29 protein-coding genes are annotated in these 25,590 nt (G+C 65.6%); 13 read left to right on the forward strand and 16 right to left on the reverse strand.

Annotated elements, in window-relative coordinates; translation table 11 throughout:
• The first annotated feature begins 78 nt into the window (after window positions 1–78).
• Entirely contained in the window at window positions 79–1,482 is a 1,404-nt protein-coding gene (locus M2339_RS01165; protein ID WP_264571194.1) for an NAD(P)H-dependent flavin oxidoreductase, read from the forward strand.
• Window positions 1,482–1,688, forward strand: coding sequence for a DUF2093 domain-containing protein (locus tag M2339_RS01170; protein WP_264571193.1), 207 nt, complete (start codon window positions 1,482–1,484; stop codon window positions 1,686–1,688). The genes M2339_RS01165 and M2339_RS01170 overlap by 1 nt, the downstream gene beginning before the upstream one ends.
• A 143-nt stretch (window positions 1,689–1,831) precedes the next feature.
• Here the strand turns inward: M2339_RS01170 and M2339_RS01175 are convergent, their stop codons facing one another.
• Window positions 1,832–2,830: a 2-hydroxyacid dehydrogenase gene (locus tag M2339_RS01175; RefSeq protein ID WP_264587773.1), complete on the reverse strand. Its 999-nt coding sequence runs from the start codon at window positions 2,828–2,830 to the stop codon at window positions 1,832–1,834.
• Window positions 2,831–2,962: 132 nt separating this feature from the next.
• Between M2339_RS01175 and M2339_RS01180 the strand changes: the two genes are divergently transcribed.
• Window positions 2,963–3,448 carry an SH3 domain-containing protein gene (locus M2339_RS01180; protein ID WP_264587772.1) on the forward strand — a complete coding sequence of 162 codons (486 nt, stop codon included), beginning with the start codon at window positions 2,963–2,965 and terminating at the stop codon, window positions 3,446–3,448.
• Between the two features lie 54 nt (window positions 3,449–3,502).
• Here M2339_RS01180 and eda read toward each other — a convergent pair whose 3' ends face one another.
• The 4 genes from eda to zwf are packed head-to-tail and all read right to left on the reverse strand — an operon-like array spanning window position 3,503 to window position 8,373.
• Window positions 3,503–4,120, reverse strand: coding sequence for a bifunctional 4-hydroxy-2-oxoglutarate aldolase/2-dehydro-3-deoxy-phosphogluconate aldolase (eda, locus tag M2339_RS01185; RefSeq protein WP_264587771.1), 618 nt, complete (start codon window positions 4,118–4,120; stop codon window positions 3,503–3,505).
• Window positions 4,117–5,088, reverse strand: a complete 972-nt coding sequence (locus tag M2339_RS01190; RefSeq protein ID WP_264587770.1) for a glucokinase — start codon at window positions 5,086–5,088, stop codon at window positions 4,117–4,119. Before M2339_RS01190 ends, eda begins: the two co-directional genes overlap by 4 nt.
• The gene (gene edd, locus M2339_RS01195; RefSeq protein WP_264587769.1) at window positions 5,085–6,914 is read right to left on the reverse strand and encodes a phosphogluconate dehydratase; all 1,830 of its coding nucleotides are present in this window, start codon (window positions 6,912–6,914) and stop codon (window positions 5,085–5,087) included. The genes M2339_RS01190 and edd overlap by 4 nt, the downstream gene beginning before the upstream one ends.
• Complete coding sequence (gene zwf / locus M2339_RS01200) at window positions 6,907–8,373, reverse strand: glucose-6-phosphate dehydrogenase (protein ID WP_264587768.1); 1,467 nt, start codon at window positions 8,371–8,373, stop codon at window positions 6,907–6,909. Before zwf ends, edd begins: the two co-directional genes overlap by 8 nt.
• A gap of 342 nt (window positions 8,374–8,715) precedes the next feature.
• Here zwf and M2339_RS01205 point away from each other — a divergent pair, with 342 nt between their 5' ends.
• Entirely contained in the window at window positions 8,716–10,035 is a 1,320-nt protein-coding gene (locus M2339_RS01205) for an MFS transporter (protein WP_264587767.1), read from the forward strand.
• Window positions 10,036–10,141: 106 nt separating this feature from the next.
• Here M2339_RS01205 and M2339_RS01210 read toward each other — a convergent pair whose 3' ends face one another.
• Entirely contained in the window at window positions 10,142–10,519 is a 378-nt protein-coding gene (locus M2339_RS01210) for a helix-turn-helix domain-containing protein (protein ID WP_319801104.1), read from the reverse strand.
• A 126-nt stretch (window positions 10,520–10,645) separates the two neighbouring features.
• Here M2339_RS01210 and M2339_RS01215 point away from each other — a divergent pair, with 126 nt between their 5' ends.
• The gene (locus tag M2339_RS01215; protein ID WP_264587766.1) at window positions 10,646–11,221 is read left to right on the forward strand and encodes an FMN-dependent NADH-azoreductase; all 576 of its coding nucleotides are present in this window, start codon (window positions 10,646–10,648) and stop codon (window positions 11,219–11,221) included.
• Between the two features lie 15 nt (window positions 11,222–11,236).
• On the opposite strand, the gene gpmA is transcribed toward M2339_RS01215, so the two are convergent.
• Window positions 11,237–11,923: a 2,3-diphosphoglycerate-dependent phosphoglycerate mutase gene (gene gpmA, locus M2339_RS01220; RefSeq protein WP_264573500.1), complete on the reverse strand. Its 687-nt coding sequence runs from the start codon at window positions 11,921–11,923 to the stop codon at window positions 11,237–11,239.
• Between the two features lie 109 nt (window positions 11,924–12,032).
• Window positions 12,033–12,335, reverse strand: a complete 303-nt coding sequence (locus tag M2339_RS01225) for a hypothetical protein (protein ID WP_264571182.1) — start codon at window positions 12,333–12,335, stop codon at window positions 12,033–12,035.
• An 81-nt stretch (window positions 12,336–12,416) separates the two neighbouring features.
• On the opposite strand from M2339_RS01225, the gene M2339_RS01230 reads away from it, so the two are divergent.
• Window positions 12,417–13,133, forward strand: a complete 717-nt coding sequence (locus tag M2339_RS01230; protein WP_264585662.1) for a dienelactone hydrolase family protein — start codon at window positions 12,417–12,419, stop codon at window positions 13,131–13,133.
• 178 nt (window positions 13,134–13,311) lie between these two features.
• Here the strand turns inward: M2339_RS01230 and M2339_RS01235 are convergent, their stop codons facing one another.
• On the reverse strand, window positions 13,312–14,469 hold the full coding sequence (locus M2339_RS01235) for a M14-type cytosolic carboxypeptidase (protein WP_264587765.1): 1,158 nt from the start codon (window positions 14,467–14,469) through the stop codon (window positions 13,312–13,314).
• Window positions 14,466–15,143 (reverse strand): DUF4136 domain-containing protein, encoded by a 678-nt coding sequence (locus tag M2339_RS01240; RefSeq protein WP_264587764.1) that lies wholly within the window; start codon window positions 15,141–15,143, stop codon window positions 14,466–14,468. Before M2339_RS01240 ends, M2339_RS01235 begins: the two co-directional genes overlap by 4 nt.
• Before the next feature lie 228 nt (window positions 15,144–15,371).
• Between M2339_RS01240 and ykgO the strand changes: the two genes are divergently transcribed.
• Window positions 15,372–15,497: a type B 50S ribosomal protein L36 gene (ykgO, locus tag M2339_RS01245; protein WP_008069451.1), complete on the forward strand. Its 126-nt coding sequence runs from the start codon at window positions 15,372–15,374 to the stop codon at window positions 15,495–15,497.
• Window positions 15,498–15,579: 82 nt separating this feature from the next.
• Here the strand turns inward: ykgO and M2339_RS01250 are convergent, their stop codons facing one another.
• A complete protein-coding gene (locus M2339_RS01250) occupies window positions 15,580–16,122 on the reverse strand; it encodes a TetR family transcriptional regulator (RefSeq protein WP_264587763.1) in 543 nt (180 codons plus the stop codon).
• A gap of 75 nt (window positions 16,123–16,197) precedes the next feature.
• Here M2339_RS01250 and M2339_RS01255 point away from each other — a divergent pair, with 75 nt between their 5' ends.
• Window positions 16,198–17,244: an aromatic ring-hydroxylating dioxygenase subunit alpha gene (locus tag M2339_RS01255; protein WP_181560494.1), complete on the forward strand. Its 1,047-nt coding sequence runs from the start codon at window positions 16,198–16,200 to the stop codon at window positions 17,242–17,244.
• A gap of 22 nt (window positions 17,245–17,266) precedes the next feature.
• Here M2339_RS01255 and M2339_RS01260 read toward each other — a convergent pair whose 3' ends face one another.
• Both M2339_RS01260 and M2339_RS01265 read right to left on the reverse strand, forming a co-directional pair.
• The gene (locus tag M2339_RS01260) at window positions 17,267–17,545 is read right to left on the reverse strand and encodes a GNAT family N-acetyltransferase (protein ID WP_264573493.1); all 279 of its coding nucleotides are present in this window, start codon (window positions 17,543–17,545) and stop codon (window positions 17,267–17,269) included.
• A 10-nt stretch (window positions 17,546–17,555) separates the two neighbouring features.
• Window positions 17,556–18,176 (reverse strand): GGDEF domain-containing protein, encoded by a 621-nt coding sequence (locus M2339_RS01265; RefSeq protein WP_264585657.1) that lies wholly within the window; start codon window positions 18,174–18,176, stop codon window positions 17,556–17,558.
• Between the two features lie 225 nt (window positions 18,177–18,401).
• Between M2339_RS01265 and purE the strand changes: the two genes are divergently transcribed.
• The 5 genes from purE to M2339_RS01290 all read left to right on the forward strand — a co-directional run bounded on the left by purE (window position 18,402) and on the right by M2339_RS01290 (window position 22,127).
• Window positions 18,402–18,878, forward strand: a complete 477-nt coding sequence (gene purE / locus M2339_RS01270; RefSeq protein WP_264586054.1) for a 5-(carboxyamino)imidazole ribonucleotide mutase — start codon at window positions 18,402–18,404, stop codon at window positions 18,876–18,878.
• 8 nt (window positions 18,879–18,886) lie between these two features.
• Complete coding sequence (locus M2339_RS01275; RefSeq protein WP_264587762.1) at window positions 18,887–19,975, forward strand: 5-(carboxyamino)imidazole ribonucleotide synthase; 1,089 nt, start codon at window positions 18,887–18,889, stop codon at window positions 19,973–19,975.
• Window positions 19,976–19,977: 2 nt separating this feature from the next.
• A complete protein-coding gene (locus tag M2339_RS01280) occupies window positions 19,978–20,475 on the forward strand; it encodes a dihydrofolate reductase (protein ID WP_264588388.1) in 498 nt (165 codons plus the stop codon).
• Window positions 20,476–20,543: 68 nt separating this feature from the next.
• Entirely contained in the window at window positions 20,544–21,470 is a 927-nt protein-coding gene (locus M2339_RS01285; RefSeq protein WP_264587761.1) for a bifunctional riboflavin kinase/FAD synthetase, read from the forward strand.
• A 60-nt stretch (window positions 21,471–21,530) separates the two neighbouring features.
• Complete coding sequence (locus tag M2339_RS01290; RefSeq protein WP_264587760.1) at window positions 21,531–22,127, forward strand: GNAT family N-acetyltransferase; 597 nt, start codon at window positions 21,531–21,533, stop codon at window positions 22,125–22,127.
• 15 nt (window positions 22,128–22,142) lie between these two features.
• On the opposite strand, the gene M2339_RS01295 is transcribed toward M2339_RS01290, so the two are convergent.
• The 3 genes from M2339_RS01295 to M2339_RS01305 form a co-directional block, all read right to left on the reverse strand.
• Complete coding sequence (locus tag M2339_RS01295) at window positions 22,143–22,958, reverse strand: MipA/OmpV family protein (RefSeq protein WP_264587759.1); 816 nt, start codon at window positions 22,956–22,958, stop codon at window positions 22,143–22,145.
• 127 nt (window positions 22,959–23,085) lie between these two features.
• Window positions 23,086–24,276, reverse strand: a complete 1,191-nt coding sequence (locus M2339_RS01300) for an MFS transporter (protein ID WP_264587758.1) — start codon at window positions 24,274–24,276, stop codon at window positions 23,086–23,088.
• The gene (locus tag M2339_RS01305) at window positions 24,273–25,562 is read right to left on the reverse strand and encodes a spinster family MFS transporter (protein WP_264587757.1); all 1,290 of its coding nucleotides are present in this window, start codon (window positions 25,560–25,562) and stop codon (window positions 24,273–24,275) included. The genes M2339_RS01300 and M2339_RS01305 overlap by 4 nt, the downstream gene beginning before the upstream one ends.
• Between the last annotated feature and the right edge of the window lie 28 nt (window positions 25,563–25,590).

A 25,590-nucleotide genomic window follows, 5' to 3' on the forward strand; every position in this document is an offset into this window, starting at 1 on the left:
TTGGTTTGAGGAAAATGCTGGTAAAGGCGCTCGTGGCTGGCTTGCGAAGCTGGCCGATGGGGCACTGAGGAGTTTCATTTGTTCAAGGGCTTGAAGCCGATCGTCTATGGCGGTCGCGAGGTGTGGCCGGTTATCGAAGGCGGCAAGGGCGTTGCGGTCTCCAATCACATGAGCTCCGGGGCATGGGCTGCCGCTGGCGGCATCGGCACCGTGTCGGCCGTGAATGCGGACAGCTATGATGCCGACGGCAATGTCATTCCACAAATCTACCATGGCCGCACGCGCCAGCAGCGCCATGAAGAGCTGATCGCCTACGCCATCGAAGGTGGTGTGGAGCAGGTGAAGCGCGCTTATGAGATGGCCGGTGGCAAGGGCGCCATCAACATCAACGTGCTCTGGGAAATGGGCGGCGCGCAGGCCGTGCTGCAAGGCGTGCTGGAGCGCACCAAGGGCATGGTCGCAGGCGTGACCTGCGGGGCCGGCATGCCCTACAAGCTCAGCGAAATTGCTGCGCAGCATCAGGTCAGCTACCTGCCGATCGTCAGCTCCGGTCGCGCTTTCCGCGCGCTGTGGAAGCGGGCCTATCACAAGGCTGCGGAATGGCTGGGCGCGGTTGTCTATGAAGATCCGTGGCTGGCCGGTGGCCATAATGGCCTTTCCAATGCGGAAGACCCGACCAAGCCGGAAGATCCCTATCCCCGCGTGAAGGCGCTGCGCGACACGATGCGCGAGGGCGGCATCAGCGACGAAGTGCCGATCGTGATGGCCGGTGGCGTCTGGTATCTGCGGGACTGGAGCGACTGGATCGACAATCCGGAGCTGGGAGCGATTGCCTTCCAGTTCGGCACCCGTCCGCTGCTCACGCAGGAAAGCCCGATTCCGCAGGCGTGGAAGGAGAAGCTGATGACGCTGGAGGAAGGCGACATCCTCCTCCACCGCTTCTCGCCGACCGGCTTCTATTCCTCCGCGATCCGCAATCCCTTCCTGCGCGATCTCGAGGCGCGCTCGGAGCGGCAGATCGCCTTCTCCATGGAGGAAGCGGGCGACCACAACCATCAGCTCGATGTCGGCATCAAAGGCCGCAATTACTGGGTGACCCGCAACGATCTGCTGCGCGCCCGCGAGTGGGTGCTGCAGGGCTATGAGACTGCGCTCAAGACGCCCGACAACACGCTGGTCTTCGTGACCGACGAGGACCGGGCTGTCATCCGCAAGGATCAGGCCGATTGCATGGGCTGCCTCTCGCACTGCGGTTTTTCGTCGTGGAAGGACCATGACGATTATTCGACCGGTCGCCTCGCCGATCCGCGCAGCTTCTGCATCCAGAAGACCCTGCAGGATGCGGTGCATGGCGGCGATGTCGACAAGAACCTGCTGTTCGCCGGCCATGGCGCCTATCGCTTCAAGCAGGACCCCTTCTACTCCAACGGGTTCGTGCCGACCGTGAAGCAACTGGTCGACCGCATCCTCACCGGGGATTGATGAGCATGATGCGCACGCCGGACATGCCGGGCCTCGCTATCCTCAAATATCGTGCGGCGGATTATCAGGTGGTCCGCTCGGGCCGTTTCGTGATCTGCGCCGTGAGCGGGGTGGAAATCCCGCTCGGCGAACTCGCTTACTGGAGCGAAGCGCGGCAGGAAGCGTATCGCAGCGCGATTGAGGCGACGAAGGCGCTGGCGGGTTAAAGAGCGGAAGCCAGCCCCACCTTATCCCTTTCTCGTCACTCCGGACTTGATCCGGGGTCTCGCAGCCATTTGCGGTGAGCGAAGAAGAAGCGGGGTCCCGGATCAAGTCCGGGATGACGTGAGGTTAGGAGCGAGCTGTTCGCTCAAACCCAGCCTTCGAGAATCTGATCCGGCGGCCGGTCGCCGCCGACCCACATGCGGATGTTGGCGATCACTCGTTCGCCCGAGGCGATGCGGCCCTCGAAGGTCGCCGAGCCCATATGCGGGGTCATCACCACATTGGGGAGAGCGAGCAGGCGCGGGTCGATCTGCGGCTCGAACTCCCACACATCGAGGCCGGCGCCGGCAAGCTGCCCGGCCTCCAGCGCTTCGATCAACGCTTCCTCGTCCACGATGCCGCCGCGCGAGGCGTTGATAAGATAGACATGGGGACGCAATAGCCCGATGCGGCGCCGGTCGATCAGGTTCTCGCTCTGCGCATTGCGCGGCGTGTGGATCGTCAGGATGTCGATGCTGCGCAGCATCTCGTCGAGGTCGGGGTGCCAGATCGCATCCACTTCCTGCTCCGCCACCTCGGGCAGGCGGTGGCGATTATGGTAGTGGATGGAGAGGCCAAAGGCGCGGGCACGGCGGGCGACGGCGCGGCCGATGCGGCCCATGCCGGCGATGCCGAGCGCCTTGCCGCCGATGCGGTGACCGAGCATGTTGCTGGGGCTCCAGCCGGTCCACTCGCCGGAGCGCACCAGCTTCTCGCCCTCGGCCAGGCGGCGCGGCACCGAGACGATGAGCGCCATGGTCATGTCCGCCGTGTCCTCGGTCAGCACGCCGGGCGTGTTGGTGACGATGATGTTCTTCGCGCGGGCGGCGGGCAGGGCGATGTGGTTCACGCCGGCGCCATAATTGGCGATCAGCTGCAGCGCATCGCCTGCGCCGGCGATCAGATCGGCATCGAGATCGTCCGTCACGGTGGGCACCAGCACGTCGCATTGCTGCATGGCCTCATGCAACTCGGCGCGGGTCATAGGATGATCGTCGACATTGAAGCGGGCGTCGAACAGTTCGCCCAGCCGGGCTTCCACCGCTTGCGGCAGACGCCGCGTCACGATCACGCGGGGCGAAGCGGGCCGGGGACGCCTGGACATGGGGCGGGAATGCTCAGCCGAGCGCGGAAAGGCAAGCGGCAATTCGCATGCGGCTGCTTCCGGTTGATGCCATGCGGTGGCCGTGGCAGAAGCGGGCCTTATGGTGTGGGCATTTTCCGGGAGATCGATGGCATGAACGCGCGCGGGCTATTTACGGCTTTTGCGGCGCTGGCCCTGGGAGTGGGGCTCGGGCTGGGCGCTGCCGACGCGCAGGCGCAAACCGGTCGCCCAACGCCCTATTGGGCCTCACTCTCCAAGGGGGAGGCCAAGATGCGCGTGGGGCCGAGCGCCGACTATCCGGCGAGCTGGATCTACCGCCAGCGCGACCTGCCGGTGAAGGTGGTCGAGGTCTATACCAATTGGCGCAAGATCGAGGATCCGGACGGCACGCAGGGCTGGATGCACGTGCGGCTGCTCAAGGATGAAGCGACCGCGATCGTGAAGGATAATATCGCCCAGATGCGCGACGGCCCCTCCGAGAGCGCCCGCCTTCTGTTCCGGCTGGCGCCGGGCGTCGTGGGGCGGCTCTCGGGCTGTTCGGATGGCTGGTGCGCGATGGAGGTGAACGGCCGGCGCGGCTATGTGCAGGCCGCGAGCTTGTGGGGCGCGCTGGACTGACGGAAGCCTCGGCGTGGGCGTGCCCATCAAGGCACGCCAGCGGCGCCTCTCCGATTATCGCGGAAGCGTCGCAGCTTCCCTCGCCAGCGCTTCTACGGCTGCGGGGTCAAGCGGCCCCTTGGGCACGACCCAGCTTCCGCCCACGCACCCGACGAACGGCTGGGCCAGCCATTCCGGCGCATTGGCCGCCGTGATGCCGCCGGTGGGGCAGAAGCGCACGCCGCCGAACGGCGCCGCCAAGGCTTTGAGCGCGGGCAGGCCGCCGCTAGTCGAGGCCGGGAAGAATTTGAAGCGCTCAAGTCCCAGATCCAGTCCGCGCATGATGTCCGCCGCCGTGGCGACGCCCGGGAGCAGGGTGGCGCCATTGGCGATCGCGGCCTTGCCAAGCGGCTCGGTGAGGCCGGGCGACACGATGAACTGCGCGCCCGCCTCCAGCGCCTGATCGAGCTGGCGGGGGTTGAGCACGGTGCCGGCCCCGACCACGGCGCCGGGCACTTGTGCCATTTCGCGCATCACCTCGAGCGCGACGGGGGTGCGCATGGTGACCTCGAGGGCCGGCAGACCTCCGGCGACCAGCGCCTGCGCCAGCGGGACGGCATCCGCCACGGACTCCACGATCAGTACCGGGATCACCGGTGCCAGCGCCATTACGTCATCGACAGTCATGCTCATGCTTTCTTCTCCCGCCATGCAGCGGCGGCGCCATAAAGGCCAATTTCAGGATGGGTTGCCAAGCGAACCGGAATGGTTCTCATCAAGGCTTCGAAGCGACCCTTTGCGGTAAAGCGGTCATGGAAGGCGCTATTGTTCACGAGGAAGTCGCGCATCCGCTGCGTCAGTCCGCCGGCCAGCACCACATGATGCGGCCCTTGCGCCAGTGCGAGGTCGCCGGCCGTGGCGCCATAGCTCATGCACAGCCGCTCCAGCGCCGTGCGGGCGAGGGGATTGCTGCCATCCAGAGCGGCGGCCCACAGGTCCGCGTCGTTCATCAGCGTGACCGGCGCCTGGCTGATCGTCGCCAGCGCCCGGTAGAGTGTATTGAGCCCCGGTCCGGAGACGATCCGCTCCGTCGAGACCCGCACGAGATCGGTGCGCAACTGCGCGAGAATGCGGCCCTCCAGCGCGTCGAGCGGCGCAAAGTCCACATGGCCGCCCTCGGTCGCGACGATATGCGGCATGCCCTCGTCAAAGGCGATCATCGCCACGCCAAGACCGGTCCCGGGGCCAAGAATGGTCACCGAGCCATTTTCAGGAAAGGCCTCGTCGGGCCCGAAGAGCAACGGCAGATCGTTGAGCGGCAGCCGCGCAATGGCGTGGGCCACCGCCTCGAAGTCATTGACCAGCCGCACCGCCGCAACGCCGAGATCATCGGCCAGCTGGGCGGGACGGATGATCCAGCTTGAGTTGGTGAGCTTGATGACCTCCCGCCCGATGGCCGTGGCGAAGGCGATGGAGACCCTCTCCGGTGCTGGCCCATCGTCATCGGCCAGAAAGGCCTGCCAGCAGCTTTGCAGGCTGGCATGATCCGCGACCTTGTATTTGCGCACGGTGCCCAGCGTGGGCACGCCGCGCGCATCGAGCGTGGCACGGGCGAAGCGGGCATTGGTGCCACCAATATCGGCGGCGACGAGATCGGTCATAGTTCCGCATCCATGGCTGCCAGCAGCGGCGAGGCGCCGGCTTCCGCCAGATCGCTATTATGGCGGAACAGGGCGAACAGTTCCCGACCGGTGTCATAGGGCGGCGGTGGCGCATCGGCCTGATCGCGCGCATCCCATTCCGCGGCATCCACCTTTGCTTCCAGCGTGCCGCTCTCGGCGCAGACGCGGACGATGTCGCCATCGCGCAGCTTGCCGATGGGGCCACCGCCCAGCGCCTCGGGCGAGAGGTGAATGGCCGCCGGCACCTTGCCGCTCGCGCCGGACATGCGCCCGTCGGTCACCAGAGCGACCTTGAAGCCCTTGTCCTGCAACACGCCCAGCGGCGGGGTGAGCTTGTGCAGCTCTGGCATTCCATTGGCGCGCGGCCCCTGGAAGCGCACGACAACCACGACGTCCCGATCCAGCTCGCCCGCCTTGAATGCGGCCATGACCTGATCCTGATCGGAGAACACACGGCACGGCGCCTCGATGGTCCAGCGTTCGCGGTCCACGGCGCTGGTCTTCATGATGCAGCGGCCGAGATTGCCGGCGAGCAGCCGCATTCCGCCATCCGCGCTGAACGGATTGGAGAGTGGGCGCAGGATCGCCTCGTTGCCGGGCGCGGTTGGCGGTTCGTCCCAGACGAGCGCGTCATTCTCCAGCGTCGGCATCCGGCCGTAATCGGTGAGGTCGGCGCGGGCGACGGTCATCACGTCCCGGTGCAGCAGGCCGCCGCGCAGCAATTCGGTGATGATCCAGGCCATGCCGCCTGCGGCATGGAAGTTGTTCACGTCATCCGCGCCATTGGGGTAGACGCGCGCCAGCAAGGGCACCGCGGCGGAGAGATCGGCGAGATCCGTCCAGTCGATGACGATCCCCGCCGCCCGCGCGATGGCGGGCAGGTGGATGGCATGATTGGTCGATCCGCCGGTCGCCAGCAGGCCCACGGCGGCATTCACGATCGCCTTCTCATCGATGCACTTGCCGAGCGGGCGATAATCATCGCCATCCCACCCTATGGAGGCGACACGATGCACAGCGGCGCGGGTCAGCTCGCTGCGCAGCTTGGTGCCCGGATTGACGAAGGCAGCGCCGGGCATGTGCAGGCCCATTACTTCCATCATCATCTGGTTGGTGTTGGCCGTGCCGTAGAAGGTGCAGGTGCCCGCGCCATGATAGCTGGCGCTCTCGCTCTCCAGCAGCTCCTCGCGCCCCACCTTGCCCTCGGCATAGAGCTGGCGGATGCGCTGCTTCTCCTTGTTGGCGAGGCCCGAGGGCATCGGCCCGGCGGGGACGAAGATCGTCGGCAGATGGCCAAAGCGCAGCGCGCCCATCAGCAGGCCGGGCACGATCTTGTCGCAGATGCCGAGCATCAGCGCGCCCTCGAACATCGCATGGCTGAGCGCCACGGCGGTCGCGAGCGCGATGGTGTCCCGCGAAAACAGCGAGAGCTCCATGCCGGCCAGGCCCTGCGTCACGCCGTCGCACATCGCGGGTACGCCGCCCGCGACCTGCGCCGTGGCGCCGACTTCCCGCGCCGCGATCTTGATCGCCTCCGGGTAGCGGCCATAGGGCTGATGCGCCGAGAGCATGTCGTTGTACGCCGTGACGATGCCGATGTTCATGGCATTGCCGGCGCGGATCGCCGGCTTGTCCTCACCGCTCGCGGCAAAGCCATGGGCCAGATTGCCGCAGGAGAGTCGATCCCGGTTGGTGCCGGCATCGGGCCCGCGTTCGATGAGGTCGAGATATTTGCGGCGACTGACCGCGCTGCGCTGGACGATGCGCTGCGTGACGGCGGCGACGGTGGAATTGAGATCAGTCATACCAGCTTGCTCCATCGCGCTCGATCAAGGCAATGCCGGCGGATGGCCCCCAGGTGCCGGCGGCATAATGCACGACTTGCTGACCGGATTCCTGCCAGCTCTGGGTGATGGAATCGATCCATGTCCACTGCGCTTCCACCTCGTCGCGGCGCACGAACAATGTGGTGTCGCCCTCCAGCAGATCCAACAGCAGCCGCTCATAGGCGATCCGGCGACGCTCGCCGGCAAAGGCGTGGGTGAGCGAGACGTCGAGGCCGACCTCCTGCAGCTTTACCCCATCGCGATCCAGCCCCGGCCGCTTGGCCATGATGCACAGGCGGATGTTCTCGTCCGGCTGCAGGCGGATGATCAGCGAATTGGGTTCCAGCGCGCGATCATAGCCGTTGCGGCGGAAAATGCTGTGCGTCACCGGCTTGAACTGGATGAGAATTTCCGACTGGCGGTTGGGCATACACTTGCCGGTGCGCAGGTAGAACGGCACGCCCGTCCAGCGCCAATTGTCGATATGGGCCTTCAACGCCACGAAGGTCTCGGTATCGCTCTCCTTGCCCAGTTCCTCGGCATAGCCGGCGATGATCTTGCCCTTCACCGCGCCGTCGCGATACTGGCCGCGCACGCTGTGGGTGCGGACGGTTTCGGGCGTCATCGGCCGCAGCGAGCGCAGCGCCTTCACCTTCTCGTCGCGCACCGAGGTGGAATCCATCCGCGCGGGCGGCTCCATGGCGATGATCGAGAGGATCTGGAGCATGTGGTTCTGCACCATGTCCTTGAGCGCACCGACACCGTCATAATAAGAGACGCGACCCTCCAGCCCGACCGTCTCGGCGACGGTGATCTGGACATGATCGATCGCGCCCCCGTTCCACAGCGGCTCGAACAGGCGGTTGCCAAAGCGCAGCGCCATCAGGTTCTGCACCGTTTCCTTGCCCAGATAATGGTCGACGCGGAAAATCTGCTCTTCATCGAACAGGTCGCCAATGGCGTCGTTTACCACCTTGGACGAGGCGAGATCCTTGCCGATGGGTTTTTCCATGGCAATGCGGGTGTGCGCATCGACCAGACCCGCAGCTGCGAGGCCCTGAGCGGTGGGCGCAAAGAGCGAGGGCGGGGTGGACAGATAGACTGCGATGGGACCATCGCCGAGCGCCTTCGCCCGTTTCGCCAGCGCATCGAAATGCGCCTGTTCGCCGGCCGACACGGCGCAATAGCTGATCTTTTCGAGAAAAGCGGTAACGCGCGCCTCATCATGATGCTCGTCGGCGAGATAGGTCGCCAGCGCCTTGCGGATGGTGTCACGAAAGGCCGCGTCATCCATCTCGGACCGACCGGAGGCGAGGATGTTGAACGGCTCGGGCAGCAGCCCGTCACACAGCAGATGGTAGAGCGAAGGAAACAGCATCCGGTGCGCCAGATCGCCGGTGGCGCCGAACAGGATGAGTGTCGCGGACTTTTCGAACAAGACTGGGGACCCTTCGTGGCCTGATGAATTGCGCACCTGAGCGGGACATTACAGGCGCACGACTTTGGTGCAACCGCACAATCGGACCCGTTTTCGATGAAAGCGCAGGGGCGCGCTCTACCTTTACGTGATCGCGCAGGGCCAGAATTCCTTCAACCGGCTCTATGGGAGGCAGCCGCAAGGCATTGTTCGCCGGCGCAAAATCTTGCCTCGCGCGCGGTTGGTCACGGTGAATTCCGTCTTGCCAGACGGGCAGCGGTTCCGCAGGAGCGCACATGCCGGGGGCGGTTCTCACCATTCGACCCTCGAAGACAGACCGACCAGCCTTCGGGGGAGAGATACATGGCGCAGTCCCATGCAGACGGGCAGCGGATCGACATCGAGACCATTCTGGACCGGCCTTACGGGGCCTGGCGGTGGTACATCTTTGCGCTCTGCGGCATCGCCATGGCGATGGAGGGTTTCGACATGTACATGCTCGGGGCCATCGTGCCGGCTCTTGCTGCGGGTCTTGCCGTGGAGCCGGCCGCGATTTCCGCCGTGTTCGTGGCGCAGGGCGTCGGCCTGGCCCTGGGCTACGCCTTCATCGCACCGCTGGCAGATCGGCTTGGACGCAAGCCGATCGTCATTCTGTGCGTGCTCGGTTTCGGCCTCGTCACGCTTGTCACGGCCCTGGCATCGACCCTGACGACCGTCTCACTGCTGCGGCTGGTCGCCTTTGCGTTTTTCGGCGGTATCACACCCAACATCATTGCGATGGTGGCGGAGATTTCGCCGCGCCGCATCCGGCCCCGCCAGATCATTCTGGTCACGGCCTGCTTTGCATTCGGCTCGGCGATGGGCAGTGCGCTTGCGCCTTTGATCGTTCATCGGCTCGATTGGTGGGGCGCGTTTCTGGCGGGTGGCGCCGCACCGCTGCTGCTCCTGCCGGTGCTGATCTTCACTCTGCCTGAATCTCCACGCTTTCTCGTCACCGCCGGGCGCAGCACTGCACAAGTCAACCGCGTCCTGCGGCACATCACGCGCCACGTCAGCGACACGGCCCATTATTTTCTCGATGAACCGCCAGCCGGCCGGGCGTCACTTAAGTCCGTCTTTGCCGAGGGGCGGCTGGCCATGACGCTCTTGTTCATGCTGGCGGGCGGCATGATGATGTTCGTCGGCAATGCCGTGGCCTCTTGGGCGCCGACCTTCTGGCACATGCAGGCCGGCTTCCCGATGGCGGATGCGGCAGCGTTGTTTGCCCTTTCCTCCGTCGGCGCGATCGTGTGGCCGTTCATCATGATCGCGCTGGTCGGCTGGATCGGCGTCAAGCGCACCCTGCTCTTCTGCTATTTCGCGGGCGGCATTTCGATGCTCGTCTACATGGTCCAGCCGTTCACGCCGGCACTGGCCGCGTTCATGGCGATTGCGTTCGGCGCCTTCGTGGTCGGCTCGATCAGCGGGCTTTATGCTTTCATCTCTGCGGCCTATCCCACGCAGATCCGCTCCACGGCGCTTGGCTGGACGGCCGGGGCGGGGCGACTGCTCGCGATCATCGGGCCGGCGACCGGGGGCTGGCTGCTGGCGCAGGGTGTTGGGCCGTTCGGCGTGGCGCTGGCCTTCGGGCTGCCGCTGTTCATCGCCGGCATCGCCGTGGCGTTCGTCCGCAGCAAGGCATAGGACCACCACAGTGCTCCTGCGAAAGCAGGAGCCCAAGGCTCAGATGCGGGGCCCTGCCGCCCTAGGCTCCTGCCTTCGCAGGAGCACGGCATAAAGCTGGAGCGTCTCAGCCTTCTTGCAGGCGATCGAACCGCTCCCGATGCGCGTCGATCTCCTCGCGATGCATCTGCGCCCATTTGCCGAGCCGGATCGCTTCGCGGGCCAACGAATGGCCGAGCGGGGTGAGGGCGTAATCCACCTGCGGCGGGGTCGTCGGGTGCACCGTGCGGTTGACCATGCCGTCTCGCTCCAGCGCACGCAGCGTGCGGGTCAGCATCTGCTGCGAAATACTGCTCACCTCCCGCCGGATCTGATTGAAGCGCATCGTCCCGTCACCCAGGGCCGCAACCACGGGCAGCGTCCACCGGTCGCCGAAGCGCGCGAGGGTCTGCGTGATCCGCATACACTCCTTGTGTGATGTCACGGTGAGGCGGGTGGTGGTCATATCCATGTGACTAGGTCTCGAAAAAATGCGTTCTTGTTGGTTCTAGAGGTCCACCCTAGCTGGTTGCAAACAGAAACTGATCTTCCCGATCCACCTCTCAAGAGCAATTTTACGAAAGGGCCGACCATGACCGTGTTGCATATCGATTCCAGCATTCAGGGCGAAAACTCCATCACCCGCCAGATTTCGGCAGGCATTGTCGAGCGCCTCACGGCGGAGCAGCCCGGTGCGGACGTGCGCTATCGCGATCTCGCGGCTCAGCCGCTGCCCCACCTGACGCTGCCCGGCTTCGGCACGGACGAGGCGGCGGCTGTGCTGGCTGAATTCCTGGATGCGGACACGGTCGTAATCGGCGCACCGATGTACAATTTCACCATTTCCACCCAGCTCAAGGCGTGGATCGACCATATCGCGGTGGCCGGCAAGACCTTCCGCTATGATGAGACCGGCAATGCCATCGGTCTGGCAGGCGACAAGCGCGTGATCGTCGCCCTCTCGCGCGGCGGCTTTTACGGTGCGGGCACGCCTGCCGCCGCTGTCGAACATGCGGAGAGCTATTTGCGCGCCGTCTTCGGCTTCATCGGCATTGTGCCCGAGTTCATCGTGGCAGAAGGCGCTGCCGTCGGTCCCGAGCATCGCGCTGCCGGCATCGAGGCGGCGCTCGCCGCCGTCGATCAGCTTGAGGTGAAGGTGGCGGCCTGACCGGCCGCCTAACCCTTACCGCTCCGACAGATAATAACGGTCCTTCGCGGAAAGATCGTCGGCCAGTTCATAGACAATGGGCTGGCCGGTCGGGATTTCGAGGCCCGTAATCTCGTCGTCGGGGATGTTCGAGAGGTGCTTGACCAGCGCGCGCAGCGAATTGCCATGCGCTGAAATGAGCACGCGCTTGCCGGCCTTCAGCTCGGGAGCGATCCGGCCCTCCCAATAGGGCAGCACGCGCGCGATGGTATCCTTAAGGCTCTCCGTCGCCGGGATGGCGATGCCGGCATAGCGCCGGTCCTTGCTCAGGTCGAATTCGCTGCCCGCCTCCAGTGGCGGCGGCGGCACGTCGAAGCTGCGGCGCCAGATCTTCACCTGCTCATCGCCATGCTTGGCAGCCGTCTCGGCCTTGTCGAGGCCGGTGAGGCCACCATAATGCCGCTCGTTGAGCCGCCAGTCCTTTTCCACCGGCAGCCAGAGCCGCTGCATTTCCTCAAGCGCCAGATTGAGCGTCTTGATCGCGCGGGTCTGCAGGGAGGTGAAGCACTGGTCGAAATCGAGGCCCTTGTCCCGCATCAGCGCGCCGGCCGCCTTGGCTTCGGCTGCGCCTTTCTCGGTCACGTCGACATCCCACCAGCCGGTGAATCGGTTCTCCAGGTTCCAGGCCGACTGGCCATGGCGGATGAGGACGAGGGTGGGCATGAGGTCTTATCTCCCGATCTTCGGCGGTTTTACCGTTATCGGGCCTGATAGCGGGATTTGGTGTGAGCGCAATCCGTTCGGGCGGGTCTTGAAGACGCGCAGAGACGCTTCAGGCGTGCTCGAGGGTCGCGGCGTGGCCACGCGCTTGAAGCGCTTTCAGCATCGTCTGATAATGCTGCACATAGCTCTGATAGGCGGCTTTCTCATCCGGGTGCATCGCCGTTGTGGCCTGCGCTTCGAATTGCTGGATCTGGCTCTGGAGAAAGCCCGGATCCCACAACGTCTTCATCTCGTAAACTCCCATATTGCTGGCAGAAAACTGCGCCGGGGCCGGTTGGTTCCGGCAAAAGCGACCGGCTGCGTTAAATGTTGAGAAACCACCGGCGCGGGCTGTCTTTTCGGCCGGGATCACTGCCGCAAGCGCCCTTGTCCGCCCGAGCACAATTCGCCATGGATGAGCGCATCATCCCATTGCAGCAAAGGAGCAGGAACCATGGCGATCACCCGCACTGTCCACCTTCATGAAGGCCCCGGCGGTCCCTTTGAATCGATGTTCGTCGGCGATGCGGATGCAGGCGATCAGCCAGGTGTGCTGCTGTTCCCCAACTTCATGGGCACCAAGGAATGGGATTTCGCCAAGGCCGAGACGCTGGCGGCACAGGGCTACAAGGTGCTGGTCGTCGACTATTACGGCCAGGGCAAGCGCGGCACGGACATGGAGAGCGCGGGTAAGCTGCTGCATGATTTCATGGCGGATCGCCAGGCGGTGAAGGCCCGGCTGCTCGATGCCCTTGCGGAGCTTCGTGCGTTGCCGGGCGTGGATGGCAGCCGGATCGGCGCCATCGGCTTTTGCGCGGGCGGCAAATGCGTGCTCGATCTTGCGCGCGCCGGGGCGGACATCAAGGCCGGTGTCTCCTTCCACGGCGTCTACGACGCGCCGCCGTTCCCCAACGCGCCGATCACAGCCAAACTGATGATCTGCGACGGTTGGAACGACAATCTCTGCCCGCCCGATGCCAAGCTGGCCCTGTGCAAGGAGCTGGCGGCGGCGGACGTGGACTTCCAGTTCACCACCTATAGTCGCACCGGCCACGCCTTCACCGCAGACGATGTGCCGCTGAATGCGGACCGCAGCTTCGGCTTCGAGCCGGAGACCAACCGGCGCAGCTGGCGCGCTGCGATGGCGTTTTTGGGCGATGAACTGGGGTGAAGCGAGAGCGCTGATCGCTCCCAATTTTCCGTCACCCCGGGCTTGACCCGGGGGCCAGCTTCCTTTCACGCCTCATCCCGTCAGGCGAACGTCCTAGGAAGAGTGAGCTGGACCCCGGGTCAAGCCCGGGGCGACGGTGGAGGAAGGCACAGTCCGGGCGCCCTTGTCCCGACCGCTTTCAAATATCCCCGACCATCTCCGCCAGCGTGGCGAGGCAGTCGCGCGCGAGTTGCATGGAGCGCTCCGGGCTCCAGCCCTGGGCAGTGTCCGGCAGGTCGTCATTGTCCTTGAACGGCATTTCCAGCGTCATCGCCACCGCGCCGTAGCGCTCTGCGATCTGGGCGGTTGCCATGGAGAGATTGGCCTTGCCCGGCCGCGCCTCGGGATAGCCAAGGCGAGTCTGGAAGTCGGGCGTGCGGATGGCCAGCGTGTCGCGATAACGACGGAACAGTGCGAGCTGCGTGTCCTTGATCGAGGGAATGCCCTCGAACCCGGCGAGAAAGACGGCCGGGATTGCCTCGTCGCCATGCACGTCCATGGCGAAGGCGACGCCGGTCTCGTCCATGCGATTGCGCACGCAGAGCACTTCCGGCGCGCGGTCGGCCTGCGGCTCGTGCCATTCGCGATTGAGATTGATGCCCCGGGCATTGGTGCGCAGATGGCCGCGAAAGGCGCCATCCGGGTTCATGTTAGGCACGATGTAGAAGCGACAGGCGGCAAGCAGAGCGCGGGCATGGGCGTTGGTGGGGTCGGTCAGCATGTCGAGCGCCCCTTCCATCCACCATTCCGCCATCGTCTCGCCCGGATGCTGGCGCGCGATCAGCCAGACGGGCTTGTGGCCGCTGCCCAGTTCTAGGCAGTCGACCGGGCGCCCGTCCAGACTCTCGCCCAGCTGGCGCACCGTCACGGCCTCGCAGGCTGCCGCCTGCGCCACGAGATCGTGATGCCGCTCTTGCGAGTAAGGCGCGAAATAGGCGAACCAGGCGGCATCGCCGGCGAGCGTGTAGTCGATGGTGAGAGTGCCGCCATCGACGCCCGGATCGTAGCGGCTGGCGGCACGGCCCCAGCGCTCGCGATCTTCCGACACGCAGGCGGCATAGCCTGGCCAGCCATCGGGGTAAGCGGATTGCGCAAGTCCGGTGATGCGCAAGGTCAGGCGCGTGCCCGCCGGCGCGGCAGCGCGAAAGTGGAACCACTGGAAGAAATCGCTCTCATGATCCTTGTGGATGGAGAGAGTCGCGGTGGTGCCGTCGATGGCTTCGACGCGGATGTTGCCGCTATCGAAGCTACTATTGATGCGAAGGGGCGGGGTGCTGCTTGTCTGCTGTGCGGTCATGGCACCGTGATAGTCTCGCCCGACGTGCCGGGAAAGCCCTTGAACAGCGCATCGGCGAGGCGACCGACCACGAGGCCGGGCTGGGCGGCCGGCGTGCCTTCCTTGGCCTGCGTCTCAGCGCGACCTTCCCACACAACCACCTTGTCGCTCGCGCGGCGCAACTGCACGCGCATCCGGTTCACGACCACGGGCTTGGGTTTGCCGGAGAGATTGATCCCGATGCCAAGGCCGACGCCGCTGCCATAAGAACCGGTCGATCCGCCCACGCCGACGCTCACCGGGGAGCGTGCGGGCAGGGGCGCGATCGTTTCCCGCCCCATGTCCACAACCGCCTCATATTGCGCTGCCCCAGCACCGGATGCGCCGGGCTGGAGGGGAGAGAAGCCCGTCCGCGCCAGCGCCGCGCTCACGGCATTGGCGGCGGTGCGGAATTCGAGGCTGGCGCTATCGTCCGGATTGCCGGGCACGATGAGCACGGTGCCCTGCCGGGCGACGTCGGGCTGATGAAATCGGGTGACGTCGACAGGCCCGGTGGATGTCGCGCAGCCACCCAGGGCGAGCGCGCCGAGCAAAATGGCCGCGACGCCGGCCTTGCGTCCGCCGAATCGCCGACGACCCTCGATGTGGGGAGTCGCCCGCCCATGGAGCGGCGGCATGGAAAAACTGCTCGTCATGGCCTTGCATCCCTTATCATCTGGCCATCTCTCTGAAATGGCCTCTCATCGGTCGAGTTTGCACCGGAAATGCTGCATGATGGCTTAACGGTTGTTCAGGAAAGCGGTTGCCGACATGAGGGGACGGGGCTGCGCAAAACTTGCACCGCCGCCTTGACTTTCCGGAGGCTGACCCATAGAGGCGCGGCTTCGAATTTTCCGTCACGCAAGAATCATTTGGACCCGATCATGAAGATCCGCAACTCGCTCAAGTCGCTCAAGGACCGTCACCGGGACAACCGCGTGATCCGCCGTCGTGGGCGCACCTACGTCATCAACAAGACGCAGCGTCGCTTCAAGGCCCGCCAGGGCTGAAGACGCGCGGCGGGGCGCTTTCGCCCTGCCTCTGCCGATCAGGCGCCCGGTCAGCTGCTGGCCGGGCGTTTTGGCGTGTCCGTCACGGCTGATCCGCAGCTGCGCGTGTTCGCCAGCCGTCGATGAGAACATCCAGCGCCAGAATGAAGCTGTCCCGGTCCGCCTCGACCTGAACCGCGCGCAGCGTCGTCCAGCCCGTGACGAGCGCCTGGACAGACCGCTGTGCGACGGCGGCCATCTCCGCGCTCAGGCCGAGCGCGGTCAACTCCTTCACGATCTGCCCGATCAAATGGTTGCCAGCTCCGCGGTGTGCGCGGGTGACGGCAATGAGCTGACGCGCATCGCGTATGGATGTCTGCGCGTCCCATAAGGCGATGCCAAAATCATGCAGCCATGCCCACCAGCTTTCTGCCGGCGGCACCGAGTCGAGGCAGGCCTTGAAAATGGAGATGGACATGAGTGCGTGGAGGGCCTGCTTGTCCTCCACATGCCAGTAAAGCGATGAGACGCTGACGCTGAGCCGGGTGGCGATTTTTCGCAGGCTCACCGCCGCCAGCCCTTCTTCCTTCAGCAGCGCAATGGCTTCTTCGACGATCCCGTCCTGATCCAGCTTCGCGAATGACATGCTGCTCCCTTGACAGTTTGCCGGTGAAAAAGCATCAATCGCTAAACGAACGATGTTCGATTAGGAGCGGACCCTATGTATCCTTTCACCCCTGGCAGCTACGCGCCGCGCAACGGCTGGTACGTCGCCGCATTTGTGCGCGAAATCGGCGAGGATTTGCTCAGCCGGTGGATCCTCAACGAGCCGGTCGTTCTCTACCGCAAGGAAGATGGCACGGCCGTGGCGGTGGAGGGGCGCTGTCCGCACCGGCATTATCCCCTGGGCGCGAGCAAGCGCGTCGGCGATGCGATCCAGTGCGGCTATCACGGCATCACCTTCGATTCTTCGGGGGCCTGCACGATGGTGCCGAGCCAGAGCACCATTCCCGGTGTCTACAGGATCAAGAGCTACCCGTTGGTCGAGCGCGGGCTATGGGCGTGGATCTGGCCTGGCGATCCCGACAAGGCGGATGAGTCGCTCATCCCGACGCTGGACGAGATCGGTTTCAACATTCCCGGCATGATCCCGGATGCCTTTTATTCCATGCATGTCGATGGGCGCTATCAACTGCTCAACGATAACCTGCTGGACCTGAGCCATCTTGGCTATCTCCATGCTACATCGATCGGCACGCCCGATGATGCCGCGACGCCCGAAGTGCGCGACCTCAATGACCGTCGCCTGTCGAGCCGGCGGATCATGCGCGATACGCCGATGCCGCCTTATCATGATCGCAGCGTGCATGACGGGCTGGTCGATCGCATTTCCGGCATGGATTTCTTCTTCCCCGGCTTTCACGCGGGGATTGGTGAATCCCGCTATCCGCAGGGTCATGAGAAGGCCGGCGAGGTGCTCCACACCAGCCGGGTCTGGCATGCCGTCACCCCGGCGAAGAAGACCAGCTGCAACTACTTCTTTGCGATGAGCGCGCCGTCACAGGCGCGGGTGGACGACGCTCGCCGCCGTCTCGAGCCGGTGCTGGATGAGGACAAGTTCGCGACCGAGGAAATCGAGAAGATCATTTCCACGCTGGACGTCCTCCCGCCCGAGCTGATGCTCAAAAGCGACGGAACGGCGGTGCAGGGGCGGCGTATCCTCCAGGCGATGATGGACCGCGAGAAGGCCGAGCTAGAGGGAGCCTAACCGTGAGCGGACGGCGCGCGCGTCAGGCGGCGAGCAGGTCGCGCTGATCGGGGTGGCGCTCGAAATAGGTGACGACGTAGCTGCACACCGGCCGGATCTTGAGGCCGCGTGCGCGCGCATCGTCAAGCAGCCCGGCGACCAGATCGGCCGCGACGCCCTTCCCCCGCAAAGCCGGTGGGGTGAAGGTGTGCGTGATCGCCAGCGTGTCGCCATCGCGCTCATAGGTAGCGAAAGCGATCTCGCCGTCCACTATGATCTCGTATCGGTTGCGCTCGGCATTGTCCTGAACCGCGTGGGCCATGACCTGCTCCTTATTCTGCTGCCTCGGCAAAGGTGCTGCCGGGTCTTTTGGCAGCATACATCGCCATATCCGCGCGAGTAAGGGCGGAAAACTCCGTGTCACCTTGTTCGAGGGCCGTCCAGCCGACGGAAATAGACAGCGGCAGCATCACGCCCTCGTGCAAGCAGGCCGATTCCGCGATCATGCGCTGGAGCCGCCGGGTGGTTTCCTCCACGGCCTCAGGGTCAAGATCGTCCAGCAACAACGCGAACTCATCGCCGCCCATGCGGGCCGCGACGTCGGTGGACCGCAGTCCATTCGCGAGAAGGCGCGCCATATGCACCAGAGCGGCATCGCCGGCGCCATGGCCAAAGCGATCGTTGATCCGCTTCATCGAGTTCACATCGATGAACACCAGTGCGCATTTGCCTTCATGCCGTTCGAGCCGGTCCAACCGATCCCGAAGGCAGTTCATGAAATGCCGCCGATTGTAGAGCGGGGTGAGCGTATCGCGAATGACGAGTCGTTCAAGTTCCTTGTTGGCGGTTTTAAGAAGGGACAGCTCCCGGCGGAGTATATCCAACTCCTGCTCAAGCGCTGAAATGTCAGGTGCGGGAAGATCGAGTGCGACCGTCCGCGCAGTGGCTTCCATCAAAGCTCTATCTCCTGTGCGCGACCGCAGCATGTAACCCTGTGAGCTGGGTATAGTTCCAAGCTTTGCCTTTGTGCACTGCGGAACCCGCGTTCCGCCGTATGATCAGAGCGTTTTGACCGGTTGTGCGCCATGGCGCTGGTGTCTATGGGCTGAGACTTAAAGAGAAGTTTCCGGCCGGCGTTCCCGTTGACGCCAGGCAGCACGAGGACGGGGCGGCAAAGAATGGCGAAAATCGGTGTGATCATGGGCTCGCAGTCCGACTGGGACACGATGCGCCATGCCGTCGATGTTCTGCAAGACCTTGAAATTGAATGTGAAACGCGGATTGTTTCGGCTCACCGCACACCGGATCGACTCGTCGATTATGCCAAGACGGCAGCCGGCCGAGGTCTGCACGTCATCATCGCCGGAGCCGGCGGAGCGGCCCATTTGCCGGGGATGGTCGCGGCCATGACTCGCGTGCCGGTGCTAGGGGTTCCGGTGCAGTCGGCGACCCTCTCCGGCCTCGATAGCCTGCTTTCGATCGTGCAGATGCCGGGGGGCATCCCGGTCGGTACGCTGGCCATCGGCAAAGCAGGCGCCAAGAACGCGGGTCTGCTCGCAGCTGCAATATTAGCGAACAGCGACGCGGCGCTCGCCGATCGACTGGATGCATGGCGCGCGGCGCAAACGGATTCGGTGGCAGGCAGCCCGCAATGACCTCCCCCATGACGATTGCGCCCGGGTCGACCATCGGCATCGTCGGCGGCGGCCAGCTTGGCCGGATGATCGGCATGGCCGCGATCCAGCTTGGCTATCGGGTCCATATTTTCGCGCCCGAAGAGAGCGGCCCCGCGTCGGACATTGCAAGTGCGTGGACGCAGGCGCCCTATGAGGACGATGCCGCGCTCACGGCCTTTGCAGACGCGGTCGATATCATCACCTATGAATTCGAGAATGTGCCGAGCAACGCCGTCGCCTTGCTCGCCAAGCTCGGGCACGTCCGGCCCAATGCCCGCGCACTGGCGGTCGCGCAGGACAGGTTGCTGGAAAAGAGCTTCGTCGCCGGCCTTGGCGGACGGACGGCGCCCTATGCGCCCGTCTCCAGTGGCGCGGTGCTGCAGGATGCAATCGCGCGGATCGGCGCGCCCGCCATCCTCAAGACGACGCGCTTTGGCTATGACGGAAAGGGCCAGGTCCGCCTGATGAATGCGGCGCCCGAGACACTGGACAGCGCCTGGAACGCAATCGGCTGCAATCCGGCGGTGCTGGAAGGGTTCGTCACCTTCGACCACGAGTTTTCGGTGGTGCTCGTGCGCGGACAGGATGGCACCGTGCGCTTCTGGGATTCGCCGCATAATGTGCATGTCGACGGCATTCTCGCGACATCCACGCTGCCGGCTCCGGCGGTCGTGCTGGCGCAGGTGCCCGAAGCGCGGGCCATTGCCGCGCGCGTCGCTCAGGCTCTGGAATATGTTGGCGTGCTTACGCTGGAGTTCTTTGCCGGGGCCGCCGGGCCGATCTTCAACGAGATGGCGCCGCGTGTCCACAATAGCGGGCACTGGACCATTGAGGGCGCTGTCACCAGCCAGTTCGAGAATCACGTCCGCGCCGTCTGCGGCCTGCCGCTCGGATCGACGGCGCTCGCCGCGCCGGCCGTCTCCATGCAGAACCTGATCGGGGACGAGGCCAACGAGTGGCAGGCGATTCTCGCTGACGAGACCGCGCATCTCCATCTCTACGGCAAGAACGAAGCACGCCCCGGCCGCAAAATGGGCCATGTGACGCGCGTGCAGACAAGCGATAGCGCGGCATGACGATGGACGCGCGTCCAGAGATCGTGCTGCTGCTCGCCCGCGCCGACAATGGCGTGATTGGCAGCGAGGGCGACATTCCCTGGCGGATTCCCGGCGATCTCAAGCGCTTCAAGGCCATGACCATGGGCACGCCAATGCTGATGGGCCGCAAGACCTTCGACAGCCTGCCCGGGCTGCTGCCGGGCCGCCGCCACATCGTGCTGACCCGCGACCGCACGTGGCAGGCGGACGGCGCAGAGGTGGTCCACAGCGTCGATGAAGCCCTTGCCGCCGCGCAGGCGCCGGTGCTGTCGGTGATTGGCGGTGCGGAAGTCTATCGGCTGTTCGAACCGCTGGCCGACCGGCTGGAGATCACGCAGGTACATCTCTCGCCGCCCGGCGATGCGCGCATCGATGCGCCCGATCCCGCTCGGTGGGAAGAGACGATGCGCGAGGATCACCCGGCGGAGGGCGCAGTCGCTGCCTTCAGCTACCGCACATTCCTGCGGCGCGGAGCCTGATCGCGGTGCGCATGCGAGCCGCCATCGGGGCTGGCGCCCGCGCGTCGCTCCCCCTATAGGCGCCCGCCATGGAACGGATCAGCAGCGATCAGCCGATACCGGCACATTTGCGCGGTGCCATCATTGCCCTCGGCAATTTCGACGGTTTTCACCGCGGCCACCAGGCCGTGGTCGGCCGGGCCGTGGAGCTGGCCCATGCGCAGGGCCGTCCGGCCATTGTCGCGACCTTCGATCCGCATCCCATGCGCCTCTTCCGTCCGGATGCGCCCTTCTTCCGCCTGACCACGCTCGATCAGCGCGAGCGCCTGTTCGGCGAGGCGGGCGCGGATGCCATGCTGGTCTTCCACTTCACGGCTGAGCTGGCCTCGCACAGCGCGGAGGACTTCGTGGCCATGCTGGCGACGGAACTTGGCGCGGCGGGGGTGGTGACCGGCGAGGACTTCACCTTCGGGCGCGGGCGCTCGGGCACTGTCGCGGCTCTGCGCACGCTTGGCGCGGTGCACGGCCTGGCCGCCGAGGCCGTGGCGCCGGTGCGCGACGAGCAGGGCGAGATCATCTCCTCCAGCCGCGTGCGCGAGGCCTTGCTGGCCGGCGATTGCGCCACGGCGACGGGCCTCCTCACCCGGCCTTTCGCGATTGCCGGTGAAGTCATCGATGGAGACAAGCGCGGCCGCACCATCGGCTTCCCGACCGCCAATATGGAGATGGGCCATTATCTGCGCCCGGCTTACGGCATCTATGCCGTGCGCGCGCGATTGCCCGATGGCCGAATCGTCTGCGGCGCCGCCAATCTCGGCATCCGCCCGACCTTCGTGCCGCCGCGCGAGCTGCTGGAGACCTATTTGTTCGATTTCTCCGGCAGCCTTTACGGCCAGACGCTGGAGATCGCCCTCATCGAACGGCTGCGGGGCGAGCGCAAGTTCGACAGCCTGGATGCGCTGGTCGAGCAGATGAGCGCCGACGTCGTGCGGGCGCGGATCATCCTCGGGGCCTAATCATGCCTTGTCACCGCGCAGGTCTCCGGCAAGACTTGCGCTGACAAGGAGAGGCCACGGATGACCCAACAGAACAGCACTGCCCCGACCATCGACCGCGCACCGACTATCGAAACGCCCAGGCTGATCGTGCGGGCGTTCCGTGCGTCTGATGCCGAGCCCTTGTGCGCGGCCATGGCGGACGATGACTTCGCGCGGTTCATCACCAAGGAAGGGCGCGGCCTTAGCTATGGCGAAAGCTGGCAGCGCTTCTGCAGTCTTGCCGGCCATTGGGTCGCGCGCGGCTATGGCAATTTCGCGGTCGAAGAGAAAGCGAGCGGAGCATTCATCGGCCATGTCGGGCCGATGAACCCGCCCGGCTGGCCGGCGTTCGAGATCGGCTGGTGCATCTTTCCGTCCGCACAAGGCAAGGGCTATGCAGCGGAGGCGGCAGCCGCCGCCTTCCGCTGGTCACACGAGGCCCTTGGCCAGAGTGAGACGCTGCACATGATCGCCGATGACAATGTGCCGAGCCAGAAGGTCGCCCAGGCCCTGGGCGCCGAGCCGGGTGAGATCTGGACGCCTTTCTGGCCGGATGCCAAGCCGGTGCGCCAATGGTGCACGCGCTGGGAGGCTTTTACCCGGTCGCCGGCCTACGCGCAGCTGGAGGGGCGATAGGGCGCCCCGCGCGGCTTAGCGTTTGCCCCACCAGAAGGTGTAGCCCAGCGCCAGTCCGCCGGAAAACTGGTCGCGTGCGCCATAGGCCCGGACGACCGGCGAATCGGCGGCATCGCCGACTAGCCGGTCGTAACGGGCATAGCCATGGAGGCTCCAGCGGGCATCGAGCTGGCGGATCAGGCCGGCAGCGGCACCGACGGACTGAACGCCGCCTTTCGCCTCGAACACCGGCAAGCCCGAGGCGGCGGCTTGCGCGGGCGACACGCCGAACCATGTGCGCTGGTGCTTGCCGCTGCCCAGCGTGACGCGCGGGCCGACCGACACCAGCCAACGGTCGCCGTCGCGCATGATCCAGTCGGCGCTGACCGATCCGACGAGCGCCTCATGGCCGGTCACGCCCTGGCGCAGATCGGCGCGCAGGCGGAAGGAAGGGGCGAGAAACATCTGCACGAACCCGCCGAGTTCCAGCGAGCGATTGACCTTGACGAAGCCGGGAACCTCGTCCGCCTTTCGCTTGCCTTCCACGGCCATGGACGGGCCGACCTCGAAACCGCCGACGCTCACGACCGGGATGCCGAAGCTCTCGTCCGGCGCCTCGAACTCGAAAGGTTCATCGCCGCGCGCAATGTCGCCTTCCAGAAAGGGCCGGACGGACAGGCTGTCCGCACCCGGAAAGCTGGGCTGGATTTCCGGCCCGATGGCGATGCGCACGCGGCGCGGTTCCTTTTCCTTTGCGGAGGCGGTCGACGCGAAGGCGCCGAGCGTGAGCCCGAGCGTCAGCGCCAGCGCGACAGGACGGGCGAAGGGAGCAGATGGCGGGCAGAAAGGCATCGGGCGCAGGCCTCCGGTTTTGGGGTGACGGTCAGTCTGGCCCGGCCATGCGCCGGATCAAAGCCGTTTCGACCTCGGGTGAGTGGTCGCGGCGGTCGTTTGGTTGCGACTTGCCTTGTCGCTGGCTCTAGCGGCTCGTCTGTGGGTTGGGCAAGCGCAGGAACAGCAAGATGGAAACGCCAAGGCCGGCAGCGGCCACCCAGAGCGGGGCATTATATCCGCCGGTGGCGTCGGCCAGCGCGCCGACCCAGAGTGGGCCAAGCCCCGCCAGCAGCATGAAGCTGGCATATTGCACGGCGTACAGCGCGCCATAATGGGTGATGCCAAAGTAGCGGGCGGTGAGATAGCCGATGAGGTCGGCTTCCGCGCCCATGGCTGTACCCAGCGCGATGGCGCCGACCCAGGCGAGTGTCGCGCCGCCGGTCGCCAGCGCGATGCATCCCAGCGCGCACAAAGCGCAGCAGGCCGCGGCAATGCGTGGCGCCGGCACCCGATCTGCCAGCCAGCCGACAACGATCCGGCTGACGATCACGGAGCCGCCGATGAGCCCCGCCAGCGATCCGGCGGTGCGGGCATCCAGGCCGGATTCCCGCAGCATCGGGACGAAATGGGGCAGCAAGCCGGCAAAGGAGAGCGCCATCATGCCGAAGGATGCCAGCACCAGCAGGTAGAGGGGCGAGCGCATCTGGGCGCGGGCCATGCCGCCTGCGCGATCGGGCGTCCGGGGGCTGCGGAGGTAGGGCAGGCTGAGCGCCGGGATGACGCCCATCGCGGCAATGGCGGCGAGCGCCAAATAGCCGGCCTGCCAACCCCGCTCTGCCACAATGATGGCCAGAACAGGCGGCACCACGGCAGCGGAAATGCCGATGCCCACCTGCGTGAGGCCGAGCGCCAGTCCGCGGGCCCGATCGAAGACGGCATTGACCGCGCGCGTGTAGGCAACGGGTGACGAACAGGCGGCCAGCAGGCCTATACCTGCCATCACGCTCATATAGCCGGCGACCGAATGGACGACGGCCCCGAGCAGCGCGAATCCGCCGCTCAGCGCCAGAGAGCCGGCGACGGCAGGCCAGCGCGGGCCGACGCGGTCGATCAGCCAGCCGGCGATGGGCAGGGCGACGGCAAGCGCTACCGTCGCCAGGAAGAAGGCTGCGCCCAGCGTCGTGCGGCTGAGGCCGATCGCGCTCTCAAGGTCTTTCGCAAAGATGCCCGCCGAGTAGGTCAGCAATCCGGCAATCCCCAGTCCCGAGCCGCAAGCGGCGGCGAGGACCACCGGCCAGCCATGGCGGAACTCGGACGGGGATGCTGGCGTGCTCACGCGGTGGCGGTCTCAGCCATGGCCGTCGCGCGGGCGCGGCGATAAGCGAGCCAGAGGAAGGCGCAGCCCAGCAGCGGAGCCACCGTCACGGCAGACATGGCATAGCGCAGCGATTCGGTGCCGAACTGCGGCGTCAGCGCATCACTGGCCGCGCCGACCACGAGCGGCGCCAGCGCCGAGCCGATGATCCCGGAGGAGGCCAGCAGCAACATCGACGCCACCGCGCGGGTCTGCGGCGTGGCCAGCCCCATGGCGGCGGAGAAGCAGGGGGTGATGCCGCTGGAGAGCAGGAAGTTCATGATCGCCGCCGCGCCCAGCGTCAGGGCCAGAGACGGCGCGAAGCAGAAGGCGATGAAGAAGGGGATGGAGAGCGGAAGCGCAATCAGGGGCACCATGAGGCTATCGATTTCCCGCCCGTTTCGCTTGGTGAAGTAGCTGGCCATGAAACCCGATGCAATGGCGCCGGCAATGCCGCCAAGGCCGACGGAAGGCGCAATCAGGGCGCCCACCTCGGCAAGGCTGACGCCATGGCTGCGCAGCAGGAACGCCGGCGCCCAGACCGGCAGCACGCCCGCGCCCATCGCCGAGATCCCCATGCCGACCGCGAGCATGCGGAAGCCTGGCACGTTGAGCAGGAAGCGGATGGATTGGGGGAGGTTGCGCATGCCCATATCCGCCGCGTCCGGCTCGTCATGCACGCCACGCTGTGGTTCCTTCATGGTCAGCGCGAGCAGCAGCACGAAGGCGAGGCCCGCGCCGCCGCAGATGAAGAACATCGTCCGCCAGCCGAATATCGCGGCCAATATCCCCGCCGCGATCGACCCGCCGACGATGCCGACGAAGGCGCTCGACTGATAGATGCCCAGCGCGCGCGGCCGCCGATCCTTGGGATACAGGTCGGCAATGACGGAGATGGCGACCGGAAAGGCCGTGGCCTCGCCGACACCGACCAGAACCCGGGTGAGCGCCAGCGACACAAAGCCTTCGGCAAGGCCGGTCAGCGCCGTGGCGCCGGACCAGATGGCGACGCCGAGCAGCAAGATTTTCTTGCGATTGCCATGGTCCACCCAGCGGGCGATGAAGATGCCCACGATCAGGTTGAACAGCACGAAGGCCGTGCCGGACACAAGGCTCATCGCCGTGTCGCTCAGCTGCAGATCGGCCTTCACCGGATCGACGACGATGCCGAGCAAGGCCCGGTCGGCATAATTGAACACATTGCTCACGAAGAGCAGGAACAGAGTATAGCCGGGCACCCAGGCCCCGCCGTGCTGCGTCTTCGTCACCGTCTTCTCTCCTGATCGGCCCTGCCTC

It is taken from the genome of Sphingobium sp. B2D3C, assembly GCF_025961835.1.
Lineage (GTDB): Bacteria > Pseudomonadota > Alphaproteobacteria > Sphingomonadales > Sphingomonadaceae > Sphingobium.